The sequence below is a fragment of the Streptosporangium fragile genome (assembly GCF_039534445.1).
Taxonomy (GTDB): domain Bacteria; phylum Actinomycetota; class Actinomycetes; order Streptosporangiales; family Streptosporangiaceae; genus Streptosporangium; species Streptosporangium fragile.
This window is the reverse complement of record NZ_BAAAVI010000081.1, coordinates 1-14724: the sequence shown is the minus strand read 5'-3', so window position 1 is coordinate 14724 and position 14724 is coordinate 1. Positions and strand designations below refer to the sequence as shown.

15 protein-coding genes and 1 pseudogene are annotated in these 14724 nt (G+C 70.2%); 9 read left to right on the top strand and 7 right to left on the bottom strand.

Going from position 1 to position 14724, the window contains the following annotated elements; translation table 11 throughout:
* Nucleotides 1-173: 173 nt before the first annotated feature.
* Nucleotides 174-596 (bottom strand): GNAT family N-acetyltransferase, encoded by a 423-nt coding sequence (locus ABD841_RS34935; RefSeq protein ID WP_344980729.1) that lies wholly within the window; start codon nucleotides 594-596, stop codon nucleotides 174-176.
* Between the two features lie 60 nt (nucleotides 597-656).
* Nucleotides 657-1199, bottom strand: coding sequence for a hypothetical protein (locus ABD841_RS34930; protein ID WP_344980727.1), 543 nt, complete (start codon nucleotides 1197-1199; stop codon nucleotides 657-659).
* A 244-nt stretch (nucleotides 1200-1443) separates the two neighbouring features.
* Between ABD841_RS34930 and ABD841_RS34925 the strand changes: the two genes are divergently transcribed.
* Entirely contained in the window at nucleotides 1444-1860 is a 417-nt protein-coding gene (locus ABD841_RS34925) for a TipAS antibiotic-recognition domain-containing protein (RefSeq protein ID WP_344980772.1), read from the top strand.
* A 167-nt stretch (nucleotides 1861-2027) separates the two neighbouring features.
* Here the strand turns inward: ABD841_RS34925 and ABD841_RS34920 are convergent, their stop codons facing one another.
* Nucleotides 2028-3473, bottom strand: a complete 1446-nt coding sequence (locus tag ABD841_RS34920; RefSeq protein ID WP_344980726.1) for an MFS transporter — start codon at nucleotides 3471-3473, stop codon at nucleotides 2028-2030.
* 132 nt (nucleotides 3474-3605) lie between these two features.
* Between ABD841_RS34920 and ABD841_RS34915 the strand changes: the two genes are divergently transcribed.
* Nucleotides 3606-4061 (top strand): MarR family winged helix-turn-helix transcriptional regulator, encoded by a 456-nt coding sequence (locus ABD841_RS34915; RefSeq protein ID WP_344980724.1) that lies wholly within the window; start codon nucleotides 3606-3608, stop codon nucleotides 4059-4061.
* A 747-nt stretch (nucleotides 4062-4808) separates the two neighbouring features.
* On the opposite strand, the gene ABD841_RS34910 is transcribed toward ABD841_RS34915, so the two are convergent.
* Complete coding sequence (locus tag ABD841_RS34910) at nucleotides 4809-5672, bottom strand: YwqG family protein (protein ID WP_344980722.1); 864 nt, start codon at nucleotides 5670-5672, stop codon at nucleotides 4809-4811.
* A 138-nt stretch (nucleotides 5673-5810) separates the two neighbouring features.
* Here ABD841_RS34910 and ABD841_RS34905 point away from each other — a divergent pair.
* A pseudogene (locus ABD841_RS34905) lies at nucleotides 5811-5939 on the top strand (ACR3 family arsenite efflux transporter); the annotation flags it as partial.
* A complete protein-coding gene (locus ABD841_RS34900) occupies nucleotides 5932-6339 on the top strand; it encodes an arsenate reductase ArsC (RefSeq protein WP_344980720.1) in 408 nt (135 codons plus the stop codon). The pseudogene ABD841_RS34905 and the gene ABD841_RS34900, both read left to right, overlap by 8 nt.
* An 87-nt stretch (nucleotides 6340-6426) precedes the next feature.
* Here the strand turns inward: ABD841_RS34900 and ABD841_RS34895 are convergent, their stop codons facing one another.
* The gene (locus tag ABD841_RS34895) at nucleotides 6427-7764 is read right to left on the bottom strand and encodes an NAD(P)-binding domain-containing protein (protein ID WP_425582092.1); all 1338 of its coding nucleotides are present in this window, start codon (nucleotides 7762-7764) and stop codon (nucleotides 6427-6429) included.
* A gap of 183 nt (nucleotides 7765-7947) precedes the next feature.
* Here ABD841_RS34895 and ABD841_RS34890 point away from each other — a divergent pair, with 183 nt between their 5' ends.
* Complete coding sequence (locus ABD841_RS34890) at nucleotides 7948-8364, top strand: Mu transposase domain-containing protein (RefSeq protein WP_344980776.1); 417 nt, start codon at nucleotides 7948-7950, stop codon at nucleotides 8362-8364.
* Between the two features lie 64 nt (nucleotides 8365-8428).
* On the opposite strand, the gene ABD841_RS34885 is transcribed toward ABD841_RS34890, so the two are convergent.
* Nucleotides 8429-8932, bottom strand: a complete 504-nt coding sequence (locus tag ABD841_RS34885) for a MarR family winged helix-turn-helix transcriptional regulator (RefSeq protein WP_344980718.1) — start codon at nucleotides 8930-8932, stop codon at nucleotides 8429-8431.
* Between the two features lie 132 nt (nucleotides 8933-9064).
* Here ABD841_RS34885 and ABD841_RS34880 point away from each other — a divergent pair, with 132 nt between their 5' ends.
* Complete coding sequence (locus ABD841_RS34880; RefSeq protein ID WP_344980716.1) at nucleotides 9065-9652, top strand: NADPH-dependent F420 reductase; 588 nt, start codon at nucleotides 9065-9067, stop codon at nucleotides 9650-9652.
* A gap of 10 nt (nucleotides 9653-9662) precedes the next feature.
* On the top strand, nucleotides 9663-9848 hold the full coding sequence (locus tag ABD841_RS34875; protein ID WP_344980714.1) for a hypothetical protein: 186 nt from the start codon (nucleotides 9663-9665) through the stop codon (nucleotides 9846-9848).
* An 86-nt stretch (nucleotides 9849-9934) separates the two neighbouring features.
* On the opposite strand, the gene ABD841_RS34870 is transcribed toward ABD841_RS34875, so the two are convergent.
* Nucleotides 9935-10615 (bottom strand): DUF899 family protein, encoded by a 681-nt coding sequence (locus ABD841_RS34870; protein ID WP_344980712.1) that lies wholly within the window; start codon nucleotides 10613-10615, stop codon nucleotides 9935-9937.
* A 578-nt stretch (nucleotides 10616-11193) separates the two neighbouring features.
* Between ABD841_RS34870 and ABD841_RS34865 the strand changes: the two genes are divergently transcribed.
* Both ABD841_RS34865 and ABD841_RS34860 read left to right on the top strand, forming a co-directional pair.
* Nucleotides 11194-13431: an Orn/Lys/Arg family decarboxylase gene (locus ABD841_RS34865; protein WP_344980710.1), complete on the top strand. Its 2238-nt coding sequence runs from the start codon at nucleotides 11194-11196 to the stop codon at nucleotides 13429-13431.
* Between the two features lie 592 nt (nucleotides 13432-14023).
* A complete protein-coding gene (locus ABD841_RS34860) occupies nucleotides 14024-14527 on the top strand; it encodes a hypothetical protein (RefSeq protein ID WP_344980708.1) in 504 nt (167 codons plus the stop codon).
* The last annotated feature ends 197 nt before the right edge of the window (nucleotides 14528-14724 follow it).

The window sequence follows — 14724 nt, the reverse complement described above, 5'->3', positions numbered from 1 at the left end:
ACGGCTGCCGAAGCGGAAACGTCCCGGCTGCCGGAGGAACAAAGGCTTCCGACACCTCGCCCGGCTTCCGCCTGCCTCGCTTTCCTGACTCCAGTCTGCTGAGAACACGCAACGGAGGCTGTCGAGACGCCTCCAGAATCAACCAGCCGCCGCCCCTATGCCGAGCAGTGGGGTCAACCCCACAACGGGCCTCTTCGAACCGCGCCGGGTCTGTCGGAGACCGGGCCGGCCGGCTGGGGTGGCCACGGGCCGAACGGCACCGGCAGGCCGCTGGACCAGAGCTGCCTCTCCTTCGCGCCGGCCGCCGATACCTGAGCGGTCACCCTGCCCGGCAGGAGCGTGCCGAGCCCGCGGTTGCGCTCGCCGGGGTCGAGGTGGACGACGAACAGCTCACCGATACCGGGGCCCGTCATGCCGCCGCCCGCCGCGCCCAGGACCCGGCCGGCCTCCTCCACCACCTGGTGTCCGAACCAGTGCGGAGGAGCCTCGCCCACCTCCTGCTCGACGCGGTCGGGGTGGTGGAAATCCCGGATCGTACGCTCGATGTACCACGGGTCGTACAGCGCTCGTCCACATGAGAGCGGGTACAGGGCCATCGCACCCCGGGGTAGACCCGATCGTGCGCCGACCGGCAGCGGGCCGTCACCCGGCGGGTCTCACCGGCGCCGCAACTTCTTGAACTCTTCGATATCCTGCTGCGCCCGCTCTTTCACCGCCTTCCTCGCCTTCTCGTGTGCCTTCTGACGCTTCTCCATTCGCCGCTTCCGTATCTCCTCGCTCCAGGCGGCGGCGATGTCGCTCATCTTCTCCCGCTTTTCCCGTTCGATTCTCCTCAGCTCCCTCTTCGTTTGCTGCTCCAGCTTCTTCCTTTGCTGGGCCTCCTCCTTGAGTCCTTTGACCTGTTGCTTCAACCTTTCACGTTCCCGTTGCCGCGCGGCCAGCCGCTCTTCCCTTTCCTCCTTTCTCTGCTGTATGTCGTCGGGGGTCAGGGCTTCCTGCGGAGGCGAGGGCGCGTGGCCGCCGGGCATGGGGCCGCCGTGCGGGCTGGGAGTCGGTGACGGCTCGTCCAGCACTCGGCAAGGTGCGACCACGGCTTGGGCGTCGGCTGAGGGGGTCGCGGTGCCGGGGCCCGCCACAAGGACACCCCCCGCCAGAACCAGACCGGATGTGATGACCGCCGTATGCTTTGGGATTTCCATGGGAAATCACCCCCTTGAGGGGGGACGCTTCTGCGGCAAGGTTTGGGGTCTGCCGCACGGTGGAGGTACCGTCGCCATACCGGACAGGCACAGGATAATAGATCCGAAGCATTGATCGCAGCACCTTGGCATATTAATTGCCGTGTCTTTCGTCGATCCATTCCTCTTGACGGATCCGGCCGGACATAAATATGCCGCACCGGGCAAGGATTTTTCACAGGTGTGACGCGGGAACGGTTCGCGAATACCGTCACCCGGCAAAGTCGCGCAGTTTCTGTTTCAATCACCCCGTAACGACTGGTGGCACGCCGGAAGTCTCGAGCAGCAGCCGGCCCGGAAGCAGGCCGGCGACGACCTCACGGCCGCGTGGATCGTCGCGTGGAAGGCCGGGGTCTCCCCAACGTCGCAGCGCGCGCAGTCACTGACCGCCCGGCACGTCCAGTGGCTGCGCGAGATTCCCGGCACCCCTGCGGCCGAGGGCGACCGGGACCGCTCGATCCAGATGGTGCAGGACCTGGGTCACATGTATGTCGACGACCCCCGCTTCGCCACCACGTACCACGACGTCGAGGGGGCGGCATTCGTCCGCGACGCGCTGCACGAGTACGCGCAGACGCAGATGTGGCCCCTCACCACCGCAGGCGGAACATCCCTGCGGTGACGCCCGTCCGGGCTGGAAATCGAAACCGGGTTGCTCGCCGACGCCGATTGTCCTCGGTCTTCGAGGTCGTCGGACAGCCGGGTCGCCGCGCAGTCCTGGCACCTGCCGGTGCCGTCCGAAGGGAGTCGTCGAGCAGCCTCCTCCTCGACGAGGACCGGGACGGGATGTCAGGGCAAAGACGCGGCGGACGGTTCGGCGGGGACGTCGCGTCCGGGCGCGGGGGAGACCGGGCGCGTGGGGATGGCCATGGTGACCGCCGCGGCGAGGAGCGCGGCTCCGCAGCCGACCAGCATGCCGGTGCGGAAGCCGGCCTCGGAGGGCAGGACGTGCCCGCCCAGCCGCACGGTCATCTGGGACAGGACGACGCCGACCACCGCGGCTGACGCGGAGGTGCCGATGGAACGCATCAGCGTGTTGAAACTGTTGGCCGCGGCCGTCTCCGAGCGGGGCACCGCGCCCATGATCAGGGCGGGCATCGCCCCGTAGGCCAGCCCGACGCCCACATTGCAGACGCAGGTGACGATCAGCAGGCCCCACGCCGCTCCCAGCAGGGCCATCGAGGAGCCGTACCCGAGCGCCATGACCAGGCTGCCGACGGCCAGGGTGACCTTGGGGCCGCGGGCGGCCGACAGCCGTGCGCCCAGCGACGAGACCGCCATCATCATCAGACCCGAGGGGGCCATCCACAGTCCGGCGGCCAGCATCGACTGGCCCAGGCCGTACCCGGTGGCCTTCGGGAGCTGCAGGATCTGCATCACGATCAGCGCCTGGGCGTACATCGCGAATCCGACCACGATCGAGGCCACGTTGGTCAGCAGCACCTGCGGCCGTGCGGTGACGCGCAGGTCGACCAGCGGGTCGCCGGTCCGCAGCTCCCACCAGCCCCACAGCGCCAGGACGACCAGCGCGGTGCCGAGCAGCCCGAGGGTGACGCCGCTCGCCCAGCCCCAGTCGGCGCCCTTGGAGACGCCCAGCAGCAGGCACACCAGCCCGGTGCCCAGGCCGAGCGCGCCGACGACGTCGAGGCGCCCCGCACTCCGGGCGGGAGTGGCGGGCACCAGCAGCCAGATCAGCGCGGCGACCAGCACGCTGAGCGCGCCAGCGCCCCAGAACAGCACGCGCCAGCTCGAATACTCGGCGACCGCCGCCGAGAGCGGCAGCCCGAGCGCTCCGCCGATGCCCATGGACGAGCTCATGAGCGCGATCGAGGGGCCCAGCCGCTCGGGCGGCAGCAGGTCTCGCAGCGCGCTGATGCCCAGCGGGATCATGCCCATCCCCATGCCCTGCAGACCCCGCCCGACGATCATCTCAGTCACGGAACCGGCCAGCGCGCAGAGGACGCAGCCCACGATCAACGGCACCGAGCAGGCCAGCATCATGCGGCGCTTGCCGTACATGTCGCCGAGCCGTCCGATGACCGGCGTGGTGACCGCTCCGGCCAGCAGGGTGGCGGTGACCACCCACGAGGCGTTGGAGGCGGTGGTGTCCAGCAGGCGCGGCAGCTCGCCGACCAGCGGCACCACCAGGGTCTGCATGAGCGAGGCGACGATGCCGGCCACCGCCAGCACGCTCACGATTCCCCCGGGGCGGGCAGCGGACGTGGAATCGTCCACGTGGATCTCCCTTGTTCTCGGCAACCCAACCACTGTGGACCGTACACATCATGTGCATAATGCACAATTTGTGCATTATGCACATCGATGTGGTATGCACGGTGACGCGCACCGGACGGGAGAATGACTGGTATGGACAAGCCCACGCACTTGGTCGAATGCGAGACCATGCTGATCGGGCGGCACAGCCATCTGGCCGTCCCCCGCACCCGGCGCGAGGGCGGCCTCCTCGACCGTAGTGCCTACATCCTGCTCAGCCGCATCGAGATCGAAGGACCGATGTCCATCGGGCAGCTCAGCGAGGCGTTCGGCCTGGACCCCTCCACCCTCAACCGGCAGACCTCCGCCATGCTCCGCGCCGGGCTGGTCGAACGCATCGCCGACCCCGAAGCCGGCATCGCCCGCAAGTTCCGCATCACCGAGGAGGGCGAGCTTCGCCTCCGCCAGGAGCGCAGCAAGAACATCAGCGCCCTGGAGAAGATACTGGCCGACTGGAGCCCGGAGGAGGTCACCACCTTCGCCGCCTACCTCAGGCGGTTCAACACCGACATCGAGCGCCTCACCGGGCGGCCCTGGCCCCGGTCCTGACCGCCCTTCCGAACCCGTGAGGAGTCCGGGGCCGGACGGCGTCGGAGGTCGTTCCGCTCCGCGCAGGTGGGCGGACGCACTGCGCGCGATGCGGAGGAACTCTCGGACCAGTGGTTCACGTGCGCTGTCGCGTGACACGAGGGAGAGCTCGACGCGGTCGGCTTGCTGCGTGAGAGGCCGGTAGGTGATGGGCGGCTGGATCGGTGCGCCGAGACGTTCGGCACGAGGATGACGCCGATCCGCAGGGCGCCCGCCAGGCCCGCCCCGGCCCGGGCGGCGATGTCCTGCGCACGCTGGGAGGCCGCCACGAGCCTGCGGCACTCGGCCGCGAAGGCGCGGCCCGTCTCGGTGAGGGGGACCTTACGCCCGCCACTGGTCTCGTCGGGGGCGAGCGGCGGTTCGGCCGCGATGGTCGGTCCTCATGGGCTGGGGTTCCCGCGCAACCCCGCCCCGGGTCTCGATCAGCATCGGCAAGGGCGAAGTCGTCGATCGCGCGGAGCTCTGCTCCTCGTCCTCATCACCGTCGGGCGCGCGGGACCGGCGGTTCGGAAGCGGGCGGACGCGAGCCGCCACCGCCTCCGAAGAGAAGAGCGGCCCGCCGGCATTTTCCATGCTTCTGATCGACTGAGTTCCGCACGGCCTTCTCCGCCACGCGCCCACCCTCCTCCACGAGCAGCAGGCCGCATATCCACGACAGTGATCAAGGCCAGGCGGCCTACGGAATCACCCGCCCAAGGATCCGAGCCTCTAGCACTGCACGGTGAGCCGGGCCTGGTCAAAGCGGTGGGTGGCGAGGTGTTCGGGGCGGATCAGCCAGTAGAGGGCGCCGGTGTCACCCCACATCATCTTCGCGTCGCTGTCACTGCCGAACTGGGCAAGCAGGACCCAGCGTTCGGCTTCCCGGTCCAGGACGGGGGTGCCCCACGAGTGAACGCCGCCGAGCGCCGCGTTCGCGATCTCGTACTCCACCGGGCCCTGCACCGGTACGGCGTGACCACCGATCTGGTGGTCGATGCGGGTGCGTAGCCGCCGGAAGGCCCGGAGGAACGGCCGGAGCCGGGCGGGGGTTTCACGAAGGTCGGGCCAGTGCCCGCCGTCGCCGAGCAGGGCTTCCCGGACCTGAGGCAGCCACAGGTCCGGGGCGCTCTCCCCTATGCCTGCGGCCAGTTCCACGTGCGGGTACGGTTCCAGCTCCTGGGGTGTTTCCGCCCGGAAAACCGGCGTGTCTCCCGGGACGTACAGCACCTGGGCCCCGGCCCACGTCTCGGGGTCATAGGGGGAGACGAACGAGCCGTCGTCGGCACTGTCGTCCTGGCCGTCGAAGTAGAAGAACAGCAGGGTCCCGTCTCGCGGGAAGGCCGCGGTCAGCCCAGCGCGAGGGAGCATCGCGCACCGCACCGATGCGATGAAGGACAGCAGTCCGTGCCCCGGCCACTCGGGCCAGACGGCCCCAGCCGGCAGTTCCGGCTCCCCGCCGAGGGCGGCGACGGCCTGCTCGCCGTCCGCAACCCGGCGCAGACGTATGCATGGACGCAGCAGTGCGGTCCACCGCTCAGCGAGATCGGCGGGCAGGTGCTCGGCAGCGAGCCGGGAGTATCGCTCATCAGTCATGGGAGCCATGATGGAGCGTGTCACCGACACCCGTGCCGTCTACCGGGCCAACCATTCGAGACGAGCCACCAGCCGGTCAGCCGCTTGAGGGTCGTTAAGCCACGAAGGCAAGTAGGCCGGCCGCGCCGGTGGATCGTCGTCACCTCCGGCCGGGCCCTGGCCGGGGTGGTGGGTCCGCTCATCGAGGTGCCCGTCCTGGTCGCCCTGGTCTACGTCAGCCTGGCCGGCCGCCGCCTGTTCCAACGCAAGGAGCCGATCGATGTCTGATACGCCCAGCGTCCTGTTCGTCTGCGTGCACAACGCCGGCCGTTCCCAGATGGCCGCCGGCTGGCTGACCCACCTGGCCGGCGACCGCGTCGAGGTCCGCTCGGCCGGATCCGCCCCGGCCGAGCAGATCAACCCGGTCGCCGTGCAGGCGATGGCCGAGGTCGGCGTCGACATCACCGCCGAGAAGCCCAAGGTGCTCACCCCCGAGGCCGTGCGGACCTCGGATGTGGTCATCACCATGGGCTGCGGAGACGCCTGCCCGTTCTTTCCGGGCAGGCGGTACGAGGACTGGAAGCTCGACGACCCGGCCGGTCAGGGCATCGAGGCCGTACGGGTCATCCGCGATGAGATCCGCGCCCGCGTCGAGACGCTGATCGGTCAGCTGTCCTCATCTCGGTAAACAGCCGCACCACGACGATGCGCCGGCCGTGGGAGAGATGGGACCGGCCGCCGTTCCGGACCGGGACGGCGGCGTCGGTGACCTGACTCATCCGATACGCCAGGGGGACATCTGCTGCGGTTCCTTTCCGGCGGAGTTCGGCATGGAGCGCGAGGGGGTCAGCCGCAGCAGCCGCCCTCGCCGGCGGAGACGCCTGCCGGCGGAGACGCCTGCCGGCGGCAGGGGGGCGGCCGGCAGGCCGCCGCTGATTCCGGTGGCCAGGCCCACGCGCTGCTCCTGGGTCTCGGCCAGGGCCGGGGAGCACACGCCGGTCTCGGGCAGCTCCAGCCGCACGTCGCGGGCGGCCTCCCAGTCCCCGGCCAGCGCGGCGACCACCGAGCGCACCTGCTCATAACCGGTGGCCATCAGGAAGGTGGGGGCGCGTCCGTAGCTCTTGACCCCGACCGCGTAGTAGCCCACCTCGGGGTGGGCCAGCTCGGCCTCGCCGTGCGCCGGGACGGTGCCGCAGGAGTGGGCGTTGGGGTCGATCAGCGGTGCCAGGGCCCGGGTGGAGCCCAGGATCGGGTCGGTGTCCAGGCGCAGCTCGGCGGCGATGGAGTGGTCGGGCCGGTAGCCGGTCGCGGCCACGATCCGGTCGGCGACGACGCTCTGCTCCTGACCGGACGGATCCCGGCTGATCACCTCGACGCTGCCGTCAACCTGCCGGAGGCGGTGGGTGAAGAAGCCGGTCAGCAGCGTGATGCGGCCGGAGGCGACGTGGGCGCGCAGCCGGGTACCCAGCGCGCCACGGGCCGGCAGCGCATCGGCCTCGCCGCCGCCGTAGGTACGGCTGGGGTTGCCGCCGCGGATCGCCCAGGTGATCGGCGTGCCCTCCAGCTGAGCCAGTGCCAGCAGCGTGGTGGCGGCCGAATGTCCCGCGCCGACGACCAGGACCCGCTTGCCCTCGTAGCGCTCGCGGTCGGCGCCGAGTACGTCGGGCAGCGCGTGGTCGACGAACACCTCCCGCTCGCCGTGGGCGGGCAGGCCGCCGGCCCCGAGCACGTTGGGGCTGGTGTAGGTGCCGGAGGCGTCGATGATCGCGCGGGCCTGCAGCTCGGTGCCGCCGTCCAGGCGGATCAGGAAGGGCGCCTCGTCACGGCCGTTGGTGCGGACCCGGTCGTAGCCGAGGCGGCTGATCGCGGTCACCTTCGAGCCCGGCCGTACCTTCTCGCCGAACAGGGCGGCCAGCGGGGCCAGGTAGTCCTCGATGAGCTCGGCGCCGGTGGGCAGCCACTCGGGGTCGGGGGCGCTCCAGCCGGAGGCTTCCAGCAGGCGGCGGGCGGCGGCGTCGATGTTGTACTTCCACGGGCTGAAGACGCGTACGTGCCCCCACTGGGCCACCGAGGCGGCGACCTGCTCGCCGGCCTCCGGCACGAGGAAGTCCAGGCCGCGTGCTGCCAGGTGGGCGGCGGCGGCCAGGCCGACCGGGCCCGCGCCGATCAGCGAGCACTTCGCCGTCGAGGCACCGCTGCTCGAACCGCTGCCCGCCGAGCCGTTCCAGACCGGCCCGCTGCTGTCGCCGCGGGTGGACCGCTACAGACAGATCACCGTGCGCACCACCGCCACTCGGTGCCCGCCCGCTTGATCGGCCGCCGGGTGCGGGTGATGCTGCACGCCTCGGAGCTGATCGTCTACGACGGCCGCGAGGAGGTCGCCCGGCACGAGCGGCTGCCGACCATCCGCCGCCAGTTCGGCGACCTGGCCGAGAGCGCGGCCCGTGAGCAGGTGATCTGCCCGGGGCTCCTGGCCGAGCGCAGCGGTGTGCGCTGTCACTTCTCGCGAACGTTCCCGCGTCTGCTGATCGCCAACTGCTGCCCGAACCCGTCAGCAAACGCTGCCACTCCTCGCTGGCATAGCCACTCCAGGTCATCCCGCCCCAGGGCCAGGGCGTTCTTTGTGCGCAGCGCGTCAGGCCGGCCCAGGCGCCCCAGCCGCTCGCCGGGCCGGCCGCGGCCGCCGGGTCCTGAGTATCGCCCGGTGCCGTAGCTGTAGGAGTTCTCGCCGGGCACGGCGGTTCATGGCAGGCGGGATCTGCGGGAAGAGCCGCGCGTCAGCGTGTCGGGCGGGTGGCCCTTTTGCGGGAGGCGGTCAACGGGATGCGGGGGCGCAGGTGGGTGCGCACGGTGTCCATGATGTCGGCGAGCTGGGCCATCTGCTCGTCGGTGAGAAGGTCGATCAGGCCGTCACGGATCGCCTCCACATGGCCGGGGGCGGTTCGCTCAAGGAGTCGTCGGCCGTCTTCGGTGATGACGACCATGGCCCTGCGTTCGTCGTCGGTGTCGGTTTCGCGGCGTAGCAGGCCGGCCTTCTCCAGCTGGGCCACCTGGTAACTCAGACCGCTGCGCGAGGTGATCATCAGCTCGGCGAGCTCGGTGATGCACCGGCGCTGGGGGGCGCACTCGTTGGCCCAGTGCAGGATCTCGTACTGGATCATGGTGAGCCCGGCGTCCTCCCGAAGTTGCCGTTCGACGTGACGCTGGATCAGGCCGGAGGTTTCCAGGAAGCCGGTCCAGGCGCGCATCTGCGTCTCGTTCAGCCAGCGCGGTTCGCTCATGTGATGAGCCTACCGGAGTTGCGTCGAATTCGACGCATCCGTACGATCGACCCCGTTGCGGCTAATGCGTCGAATTCGACGCATTGGCCGTGTCATGCCGTCGGCACACATCTCATCCCGAAAGGCTCACTCATGAAGATCAGCATCATCGGCAAGGGCAACGTCGGCTCCGCGCTGGCCCGCCGCTTCGGCGAGGCGGGGCACGCGGTCACCGTGACCGACTCCTCCACCGCCCCGGACCAGGTCGTGGCACAGGTCGCCGAGGCCGACGTCACCGTGCTGGCCGTGCCGTTCCCCGCCGTCGCCCAGCTCGACGGCAAGGTCAAGACGGCCCTGGACGGCAAGATCGTGATCGACGTCACCAACCCGCTGGCGGCCGACTTCATGTCGCTGACCCTTGGGCACACCACCTCGGCAGGGGAGCAGGTCGCCGCCGCACTGCCCGGCGCCCGGGTCGTCAAGGCCTTCAACACCGTGTTCGCCGCCACCCTGGACACTCCCGAACTCGGCGGCGGCACGCTCTTCCTGCCGGTGGCCGCGGACGACGAGGCCGCCAAGAAGACCGTGCTGGAGCTGGGCAGGCAGCTGGGCTTCGACGCCGTGGACGTCGGCCCGCTGGTCAACTCCCGTTACCTGGAGCCTGCCGTGGAACTGCTGATCCAGCTCGCCTACGGCGTCGGGCTGGGCGCGAACATCGGCTTCACGCTGGCGCGGGCATAACGGCCACGACGTGGGCGGCGGGGTTCCGCTCGGCGGTCATCAGCCGTACGAGCGGATCTCTCCCCGTTCCTCCCGCGCCTTCGGCGGTGCGGCCGTCCGGCAGACCCTCGATCTGGGCGGCGGCAGCGCGGGACTGCGCGTCCGCCTGAGCAACCGGTACGGCAGCCGCCCGCTCAACTTCTGGAACAGGACCTGAAATTGCACCACCAGCCCCAACCCCGGTGTCCGCGCTGACGGCTGTCTGCCGGCCGGCGCGATCACGCCGGGGCCGGCGGCCGAAGGTCAGTAGTCGAGACTCGGGAACCAGTCACCCCGACCGTGAGAGGTGAGGTCGAGGAGATGCCAGACGGGAGTGAGGAGGTCGATGCCACGCTGGTCGATGTCGTCGGCCATGCGGGGGTGGGCGGAGTAGAAATGGCGGACCACGCCGTCACCGTCACGGATGAAGACGGAGATGGTGGAATCCTGTTCGCCGTCCTTGTCCTCGCTGCCGAGGTCATACTTGAAGGTGCTGTCGCCGCAGCTCAGCAGCCGTAGCCGGTGCCAGCCGCGGTTGCGGGCGTGCTGCCGCAGGGCGGGCAGGTCGGCGGCAGCGGCGACGGCGAAGTCGGCGTTCCGGGCGATGTGGTGGGCGACGCCGTTGAAGCCGTCGATCCACAGGGTGCACATGGGGCATGGGTCGGTCTGCAGCTTGCCGTACATGAAGTGGTAGACGATCAGCGGGCGGTCCGGCGCGGTGAAGAGCCCGCTGAGGGAGACCTCGTGGACCGGAGCGTCGCCCGCGTCGAGATCGGCGGGGCCCTCGATGAAGACGTAGTCGTCGACGGGCGGCCCCTGCGGGAGCGCCCGTCGCCGGGCCGCGACTTTCTCGCGGTGGCGCATGAGGTCGATCTCGGCCAGGCGCAGTTCCTCGCGGGCGGCGAGGTACTCCGCCGATTCGCCGGCCAGTCTTGTCTGCCGCACGGCGTCCTCCCGGATGGCGATCCCCCCGGTCCGGCTCCCCGGATCCCCCGACTCTCCGAGTCTACGGCGGTCCTGAGAACCGCCGACAGTTGAGCTGAAGTCCGCTTGGTCTGCTGATCCGGGCCGGGACCGGTGGTGCAGCCGCCGGCGCTGAGATCGATCTTCATGGCTTGTCCCGGCCCGGAGCCCGGCTCGCCGACCCCCCCCTCGCGGAACGCGGCAGTCGCGGGAGCTTCTGCGACGGACGAACTGCGCGGATGCGACGTTGACCTGCGGGGCGCCACCGCTGCCCGTGGAGCGGCCCGTCGCCGAGCGCCCGGACCGGCACGTCAGGCGCCGAAAGAGCATCCGACCTGTGGCGTGCCTCTTTCCGGCTTACTTCGGAGCCGGTCGGCGGAAGGCCTGCGGCGCGGCGCTCGGTGAGCGCCGATGCCCGGCCCGCCGACCGGGCGCTCGCCGAGCACCTTACCGCGGGCTGCCACAGTCATTACGGAAAGTTGCGATCATGTTTCCCAGCGTTACTATTGCGTGGGGTCGGCAGGACCTTCCCGCCCTTTCTTCCGATCATGGAGCGCCGCATGGAGCGAACGGTTCTGGCCGCCGTCACCGAACGTCCCGACGCCGATTCGGCACTCGCCGAGCAGATCCGCCGCGTGTGCGCGGCGATGGACGAGCTCGGGCTCCAGGTGCGCTGGACCCACCGGGCCGAGGACGCCCTGGCGGTGGTCGCGTCGGACGCGTCGCTGACGGCGGTGCTGGCGGCGTGGGACGCGCCGGGGGCCGAGGAGCTCCTGGGCGCGGTGGCCAGGCGGTTCCGCGGCCTGCCCGTCTTCCTGATGACACAGGAGCAGGAGCTTCCGCTGTGGGTGTACGAGGTCATCCAGGGTTACGTCTTCCCACTGGAGGACACCCCCCAGTTCATCGCCGGGCGCATCGCCTACGCGGCCGACCAGTACGCCGAGAAGATCCTTCCGCCGTTCTTCGGCGCGCTGCGGCGCCTTCAAGATCACCATCGCTACTCCTGGCACACGCCGGCGCACGCCGGAGGCGTGGCGTTCCTCAAGTCGCCGGTGGGGAGGGCGTTCTTCGACTTCTACGGTGAGCGGTTGCTGCGCACCGATCTGTCCATCTCCGTCACCGAGCTGGGGTCGCCACTCGACCACACCGGCCCGATCGGAGAGGCCGAGCGCAACGCCGCCCGCGTCTTCGGCGCCGATCGCACGTTCTTCGTGGTCAACGGCAACTCCACCGCCAACCGCATCGTCGGTCACCACACGATCGCCCGCGACGACACCGTCCTGGTGGACCGTAACTGCCACAAGTCGATCCAGCACGCGCTGGCCATCAGCGGCGCCCGCCCGGTCTACCTCGTACCCGAGCGCAACGGGCTCGGGCTGGCGGGCCCGATCCCACCCGCCGTGCTGGAGGCGGACGCGGTCCGTGAGCGGGTGGCCGCTCACCCCCTTGCCGCCGGAGGGCCGACGTACGCGGTGATCACGAATTCCACGTACGACGGGGTGTGCTACGACGCGGTGCGGGTCGGCGAGCTGCTGGGCGCCAGCGTGCCGCGACTGCACTTCGACGAGGCGTGGTTCGCCTACGCCCGGTTCAACCCGCTCTACGGCGGCCGGTACGGCATGGCGATCGACGAGCGCACGCTGCCGGGCCCGGGCCGCCCCACCGTGTTCACCACCCAGTCGACGCACAAGCTGCTGGCCGCGCTGTCGCAGGCGGCGATGCTGCACGTCCGCCCCGCGGAGCGGGCACCGGTCGACTACGACGCGTTCAACGAGACCTACCTCATGCACGCCTCCACGTCGCCGCTCTACCCGATGATCGCCTCGCTGGACGTCGCGGCGGCGATGATGGACGGCCCGTCGGGGCCGTTCCTCACCGGGGAGGCGATCATCGAGGCGGTCCGGTTCCGGCAGGCGATGGTGCGGCTGGCCGCCCGCATCCACGAGGACGACCTGCGGCCCGGCTGGTTCTTCGGCGTCTGGCAGCCCCCTACGGTCACCGACCCGCGCACCGGCCGGACCGTCTCGTTCGCCGATGCCGACCCGGCGCTGCTGTGCACCGAGCCCCGGTGCTGGACTCTGGAGGCGGGGGCCGCGTGGCACGGGTTCGACGGGATGTCCGAGGGCTACTGCCTGCTCGACCCGGTCAAGGTGACGATCACCTGCCCGGGTGCCGAGGCCGCCACGGGTACGCTCGACTGGGGTATCCCGGCCCGCATCGTGGCCGCCTATCTGCAGCGGCGCGGCATCGTGGTGGAGAAGACCGGCGACCACACGTTGCTGGTGCTGTTCTCCATGGGGATCACCAAGGGCAAGTGGGGCACGTTGATCGACGCGCTCACCGACTTCAAGAACGCCTACGACGGGGATCTGACCCTGGCGGAGGTGCTGCCCGGCTTCGGGCCGCCCGCGATCTCGCTACAGAAGTTCTGCACCCTGGTCCACGAGAAACTGCGTGACTCCGGGGTCGGGAAGCTTCTCGACCAGGTCTTCACCACCCTGCCCGAGCCGGTGTCGACTCCCGCCGACTGCTACCAGGCCATGATCCGAGCCCGCACCGAGCGTGTCCCGCTGGCCGACCTGCCGGGCCGGGTCGCCGCGGCCACGGTGGTGGTCACCCCGCCCGGGATCCCCATGCTGATGCCCGGCGAGGCGACCGGCCCGGCCGACGGCCCGCTGATGGCATACCTGCAGGCCCTGGAGGATTTCGACCGGGCCTTCCCCGACCTGGCCACCGACATCCACGGTGCCCACCGTGACAGCGACGGCCGTTACTGGGTGGAGGTCGTCAAGGACTGAGCTCGGCGTCTATGTGCCGTCTCCCGGATTCGCCGGGTGGCTGGTCGGCGCCGTACGGCCGGTCACGCGCGGCACGAACGGCGCCACGGGCCGCGTGTGATCTCGTCTTCGTCCTTCGTCCATGACGGCGCCCCCGTGCCCGCTGGCGGTCGAGGTCGCCGCCCTGGTGGCCGACCGGCCCCGGCACCGCTACAGCGCCGGGGCCGCAGCCAAGGGCCCGCGCTTTTACCTGTGGGCCTGGGCCCGCATCGACGCCGACCGGCCCGGCGGACACCGCCGGCTGCTGATCCGCCGTCACCCGCTCCCCGGGGAGCCGACCTTCTACCGCTGCCGCGCACCCCGTGGGCGACAGCTGATTACCCGAGCTCTCCGGTGCCGGACGCGATGGGGGCCTCCCACGCTCGGCAACGCGTGTCGGCAGGCGGCTGAGCAGTTACGCGAACGCCAGCTTTTCGGACATTCTCTGATCGATCCGGTCGCGGGCCCGCGGAATCTCCGGTCTGCTGAACCTGCAAATTACGGCAAAGCTTAAAAGTGGCATGCAATCGGTACGAACTTCACTCCGAAGATAGGAGTGTGGGGGGGAGGGCGCATGCCCGACGGACACACGCAGAAACAGTTGACGGCGGTTCTGGACGCGCTGGACGAGAGGCTGCCCGGCGTGCGTTACCGGGTGCGGCGGTTTCCCGACGGTGCCCCCTACCTGCGGCTCACCGATCTCGGGACCAGGCACGCGGCGCTGTTCCTCCAGGACAGGCAGTGGGTCTATCTCGGTGAGGACAGGACGGGGACCGCGTTCGAAGACGTCGTGGGGCGGTTCGACGATCCGCCCGAGCGCGTCGTGGGACGGCTCGCCGCGAGACGGCACGTGCCGGTGCCGCGCCCGCGTTCCGCGCGGCTGGCGTGGGCGCTGGGAATCGGCCTGGTCTCCGCGGTCGGCGCCGGGTTCTTCGCGGCTGTGATCATGGCCGTGCTGATTCCGGGAGACAGCTACGACTACGACCTCGGTCTCGAGAAGGTCATCGACGCGCTGGCCGTCGTCGCCGGCCTCGGGGTCGGCTGGTGGCTGGCCCTGCGTTCCTGGCGCGTCCCTTGACCGGTGCCCGGTTGAAGGCCTGCAGCAAACTTCTGAGGAGGCGAGCATGACCGTCGCGGGTGATTCCCGGCAGGTTCCGAAGCCCATCGCGGGCGTGAGCAACTTCATCGACGAACGTATAGGTGCCGGCAACTTCCTCAAACGCAACCTGCGCAAGGTCTTCCCCGACCACTGGTCGTTCCTGCTGGGCGAGATCG

What these genes read in the sequence shown, in the direction of transcription:
- ABD841_RS34930 (WP_344980727.1), bottom strand. Translation starts at nt 1,199, where the DNA reads ATGGAAATCCCAAAGCATACGGCGGTCATCACATCCGGTCTGGTTCTG.
- ABD841_RS34900 (WP_344980720.1), top strand. Translation starts at nt 5,932, where the DNA reads ATGTCTGATACGCCCAGCGTCCTGTTCGTCTGCGTGCACAACGCCGGC.
- ABD841_RS34910 (WP_344980722.1), bottom strand. Translation starts at nt 5,672, where the DNA reads ATGACTGATGAGCGATACTCCCGGCTCGCTGCCGAGCACCTGCCCGCC.
- ABD841_RS34860 (WP_344980708.1), top strand. Translation starts at nt 14,024, where the DNA reads ATGCCCGACGGACACACGCAGAAACAGTTGACGGCGGTTCTGGACGCG.
- ABD841_RS34865 (WP_344980710.1), top strand. Translation starts at nt 11,194, where the DNA reads ATGGAGCGAACGGTTCTGGCCGCCGTCACCGAACGTCCCGACGCCGAT.
- ABD841_RS34880 (WP_344980716.1), top strand. Translation starts at nt 9,065, where the DNA reads ATGAAGATCAGCATCATCGGCAAGGGCAACGTCGGCTCCGCGCTGGCC.
- ABD841_RS34915 (WP_344980724.1), top strand. Translation starts at nt 3,606, where the DNA reads ATGGACAAGCCCACGCACTTGGTCGAATGCGAGACCATGCTGATCGGG.
- ABD841_RS34885 (WP_344980718.1), bottom strand. Translation starts at nt 8,932, where the DNA reads ATGAGCGAACCGCGCTGGCTGAACGAGACGCAGATGCGCGCCTGGACC.
- ABD841_RS34935 (WP_344980729.1), bottom strand. Translation starts at nt 596, where the DNA reads ATGGCCCTGTACCCGCTCTCATGTGGACGAGCGCTGTACGACCCGTGG.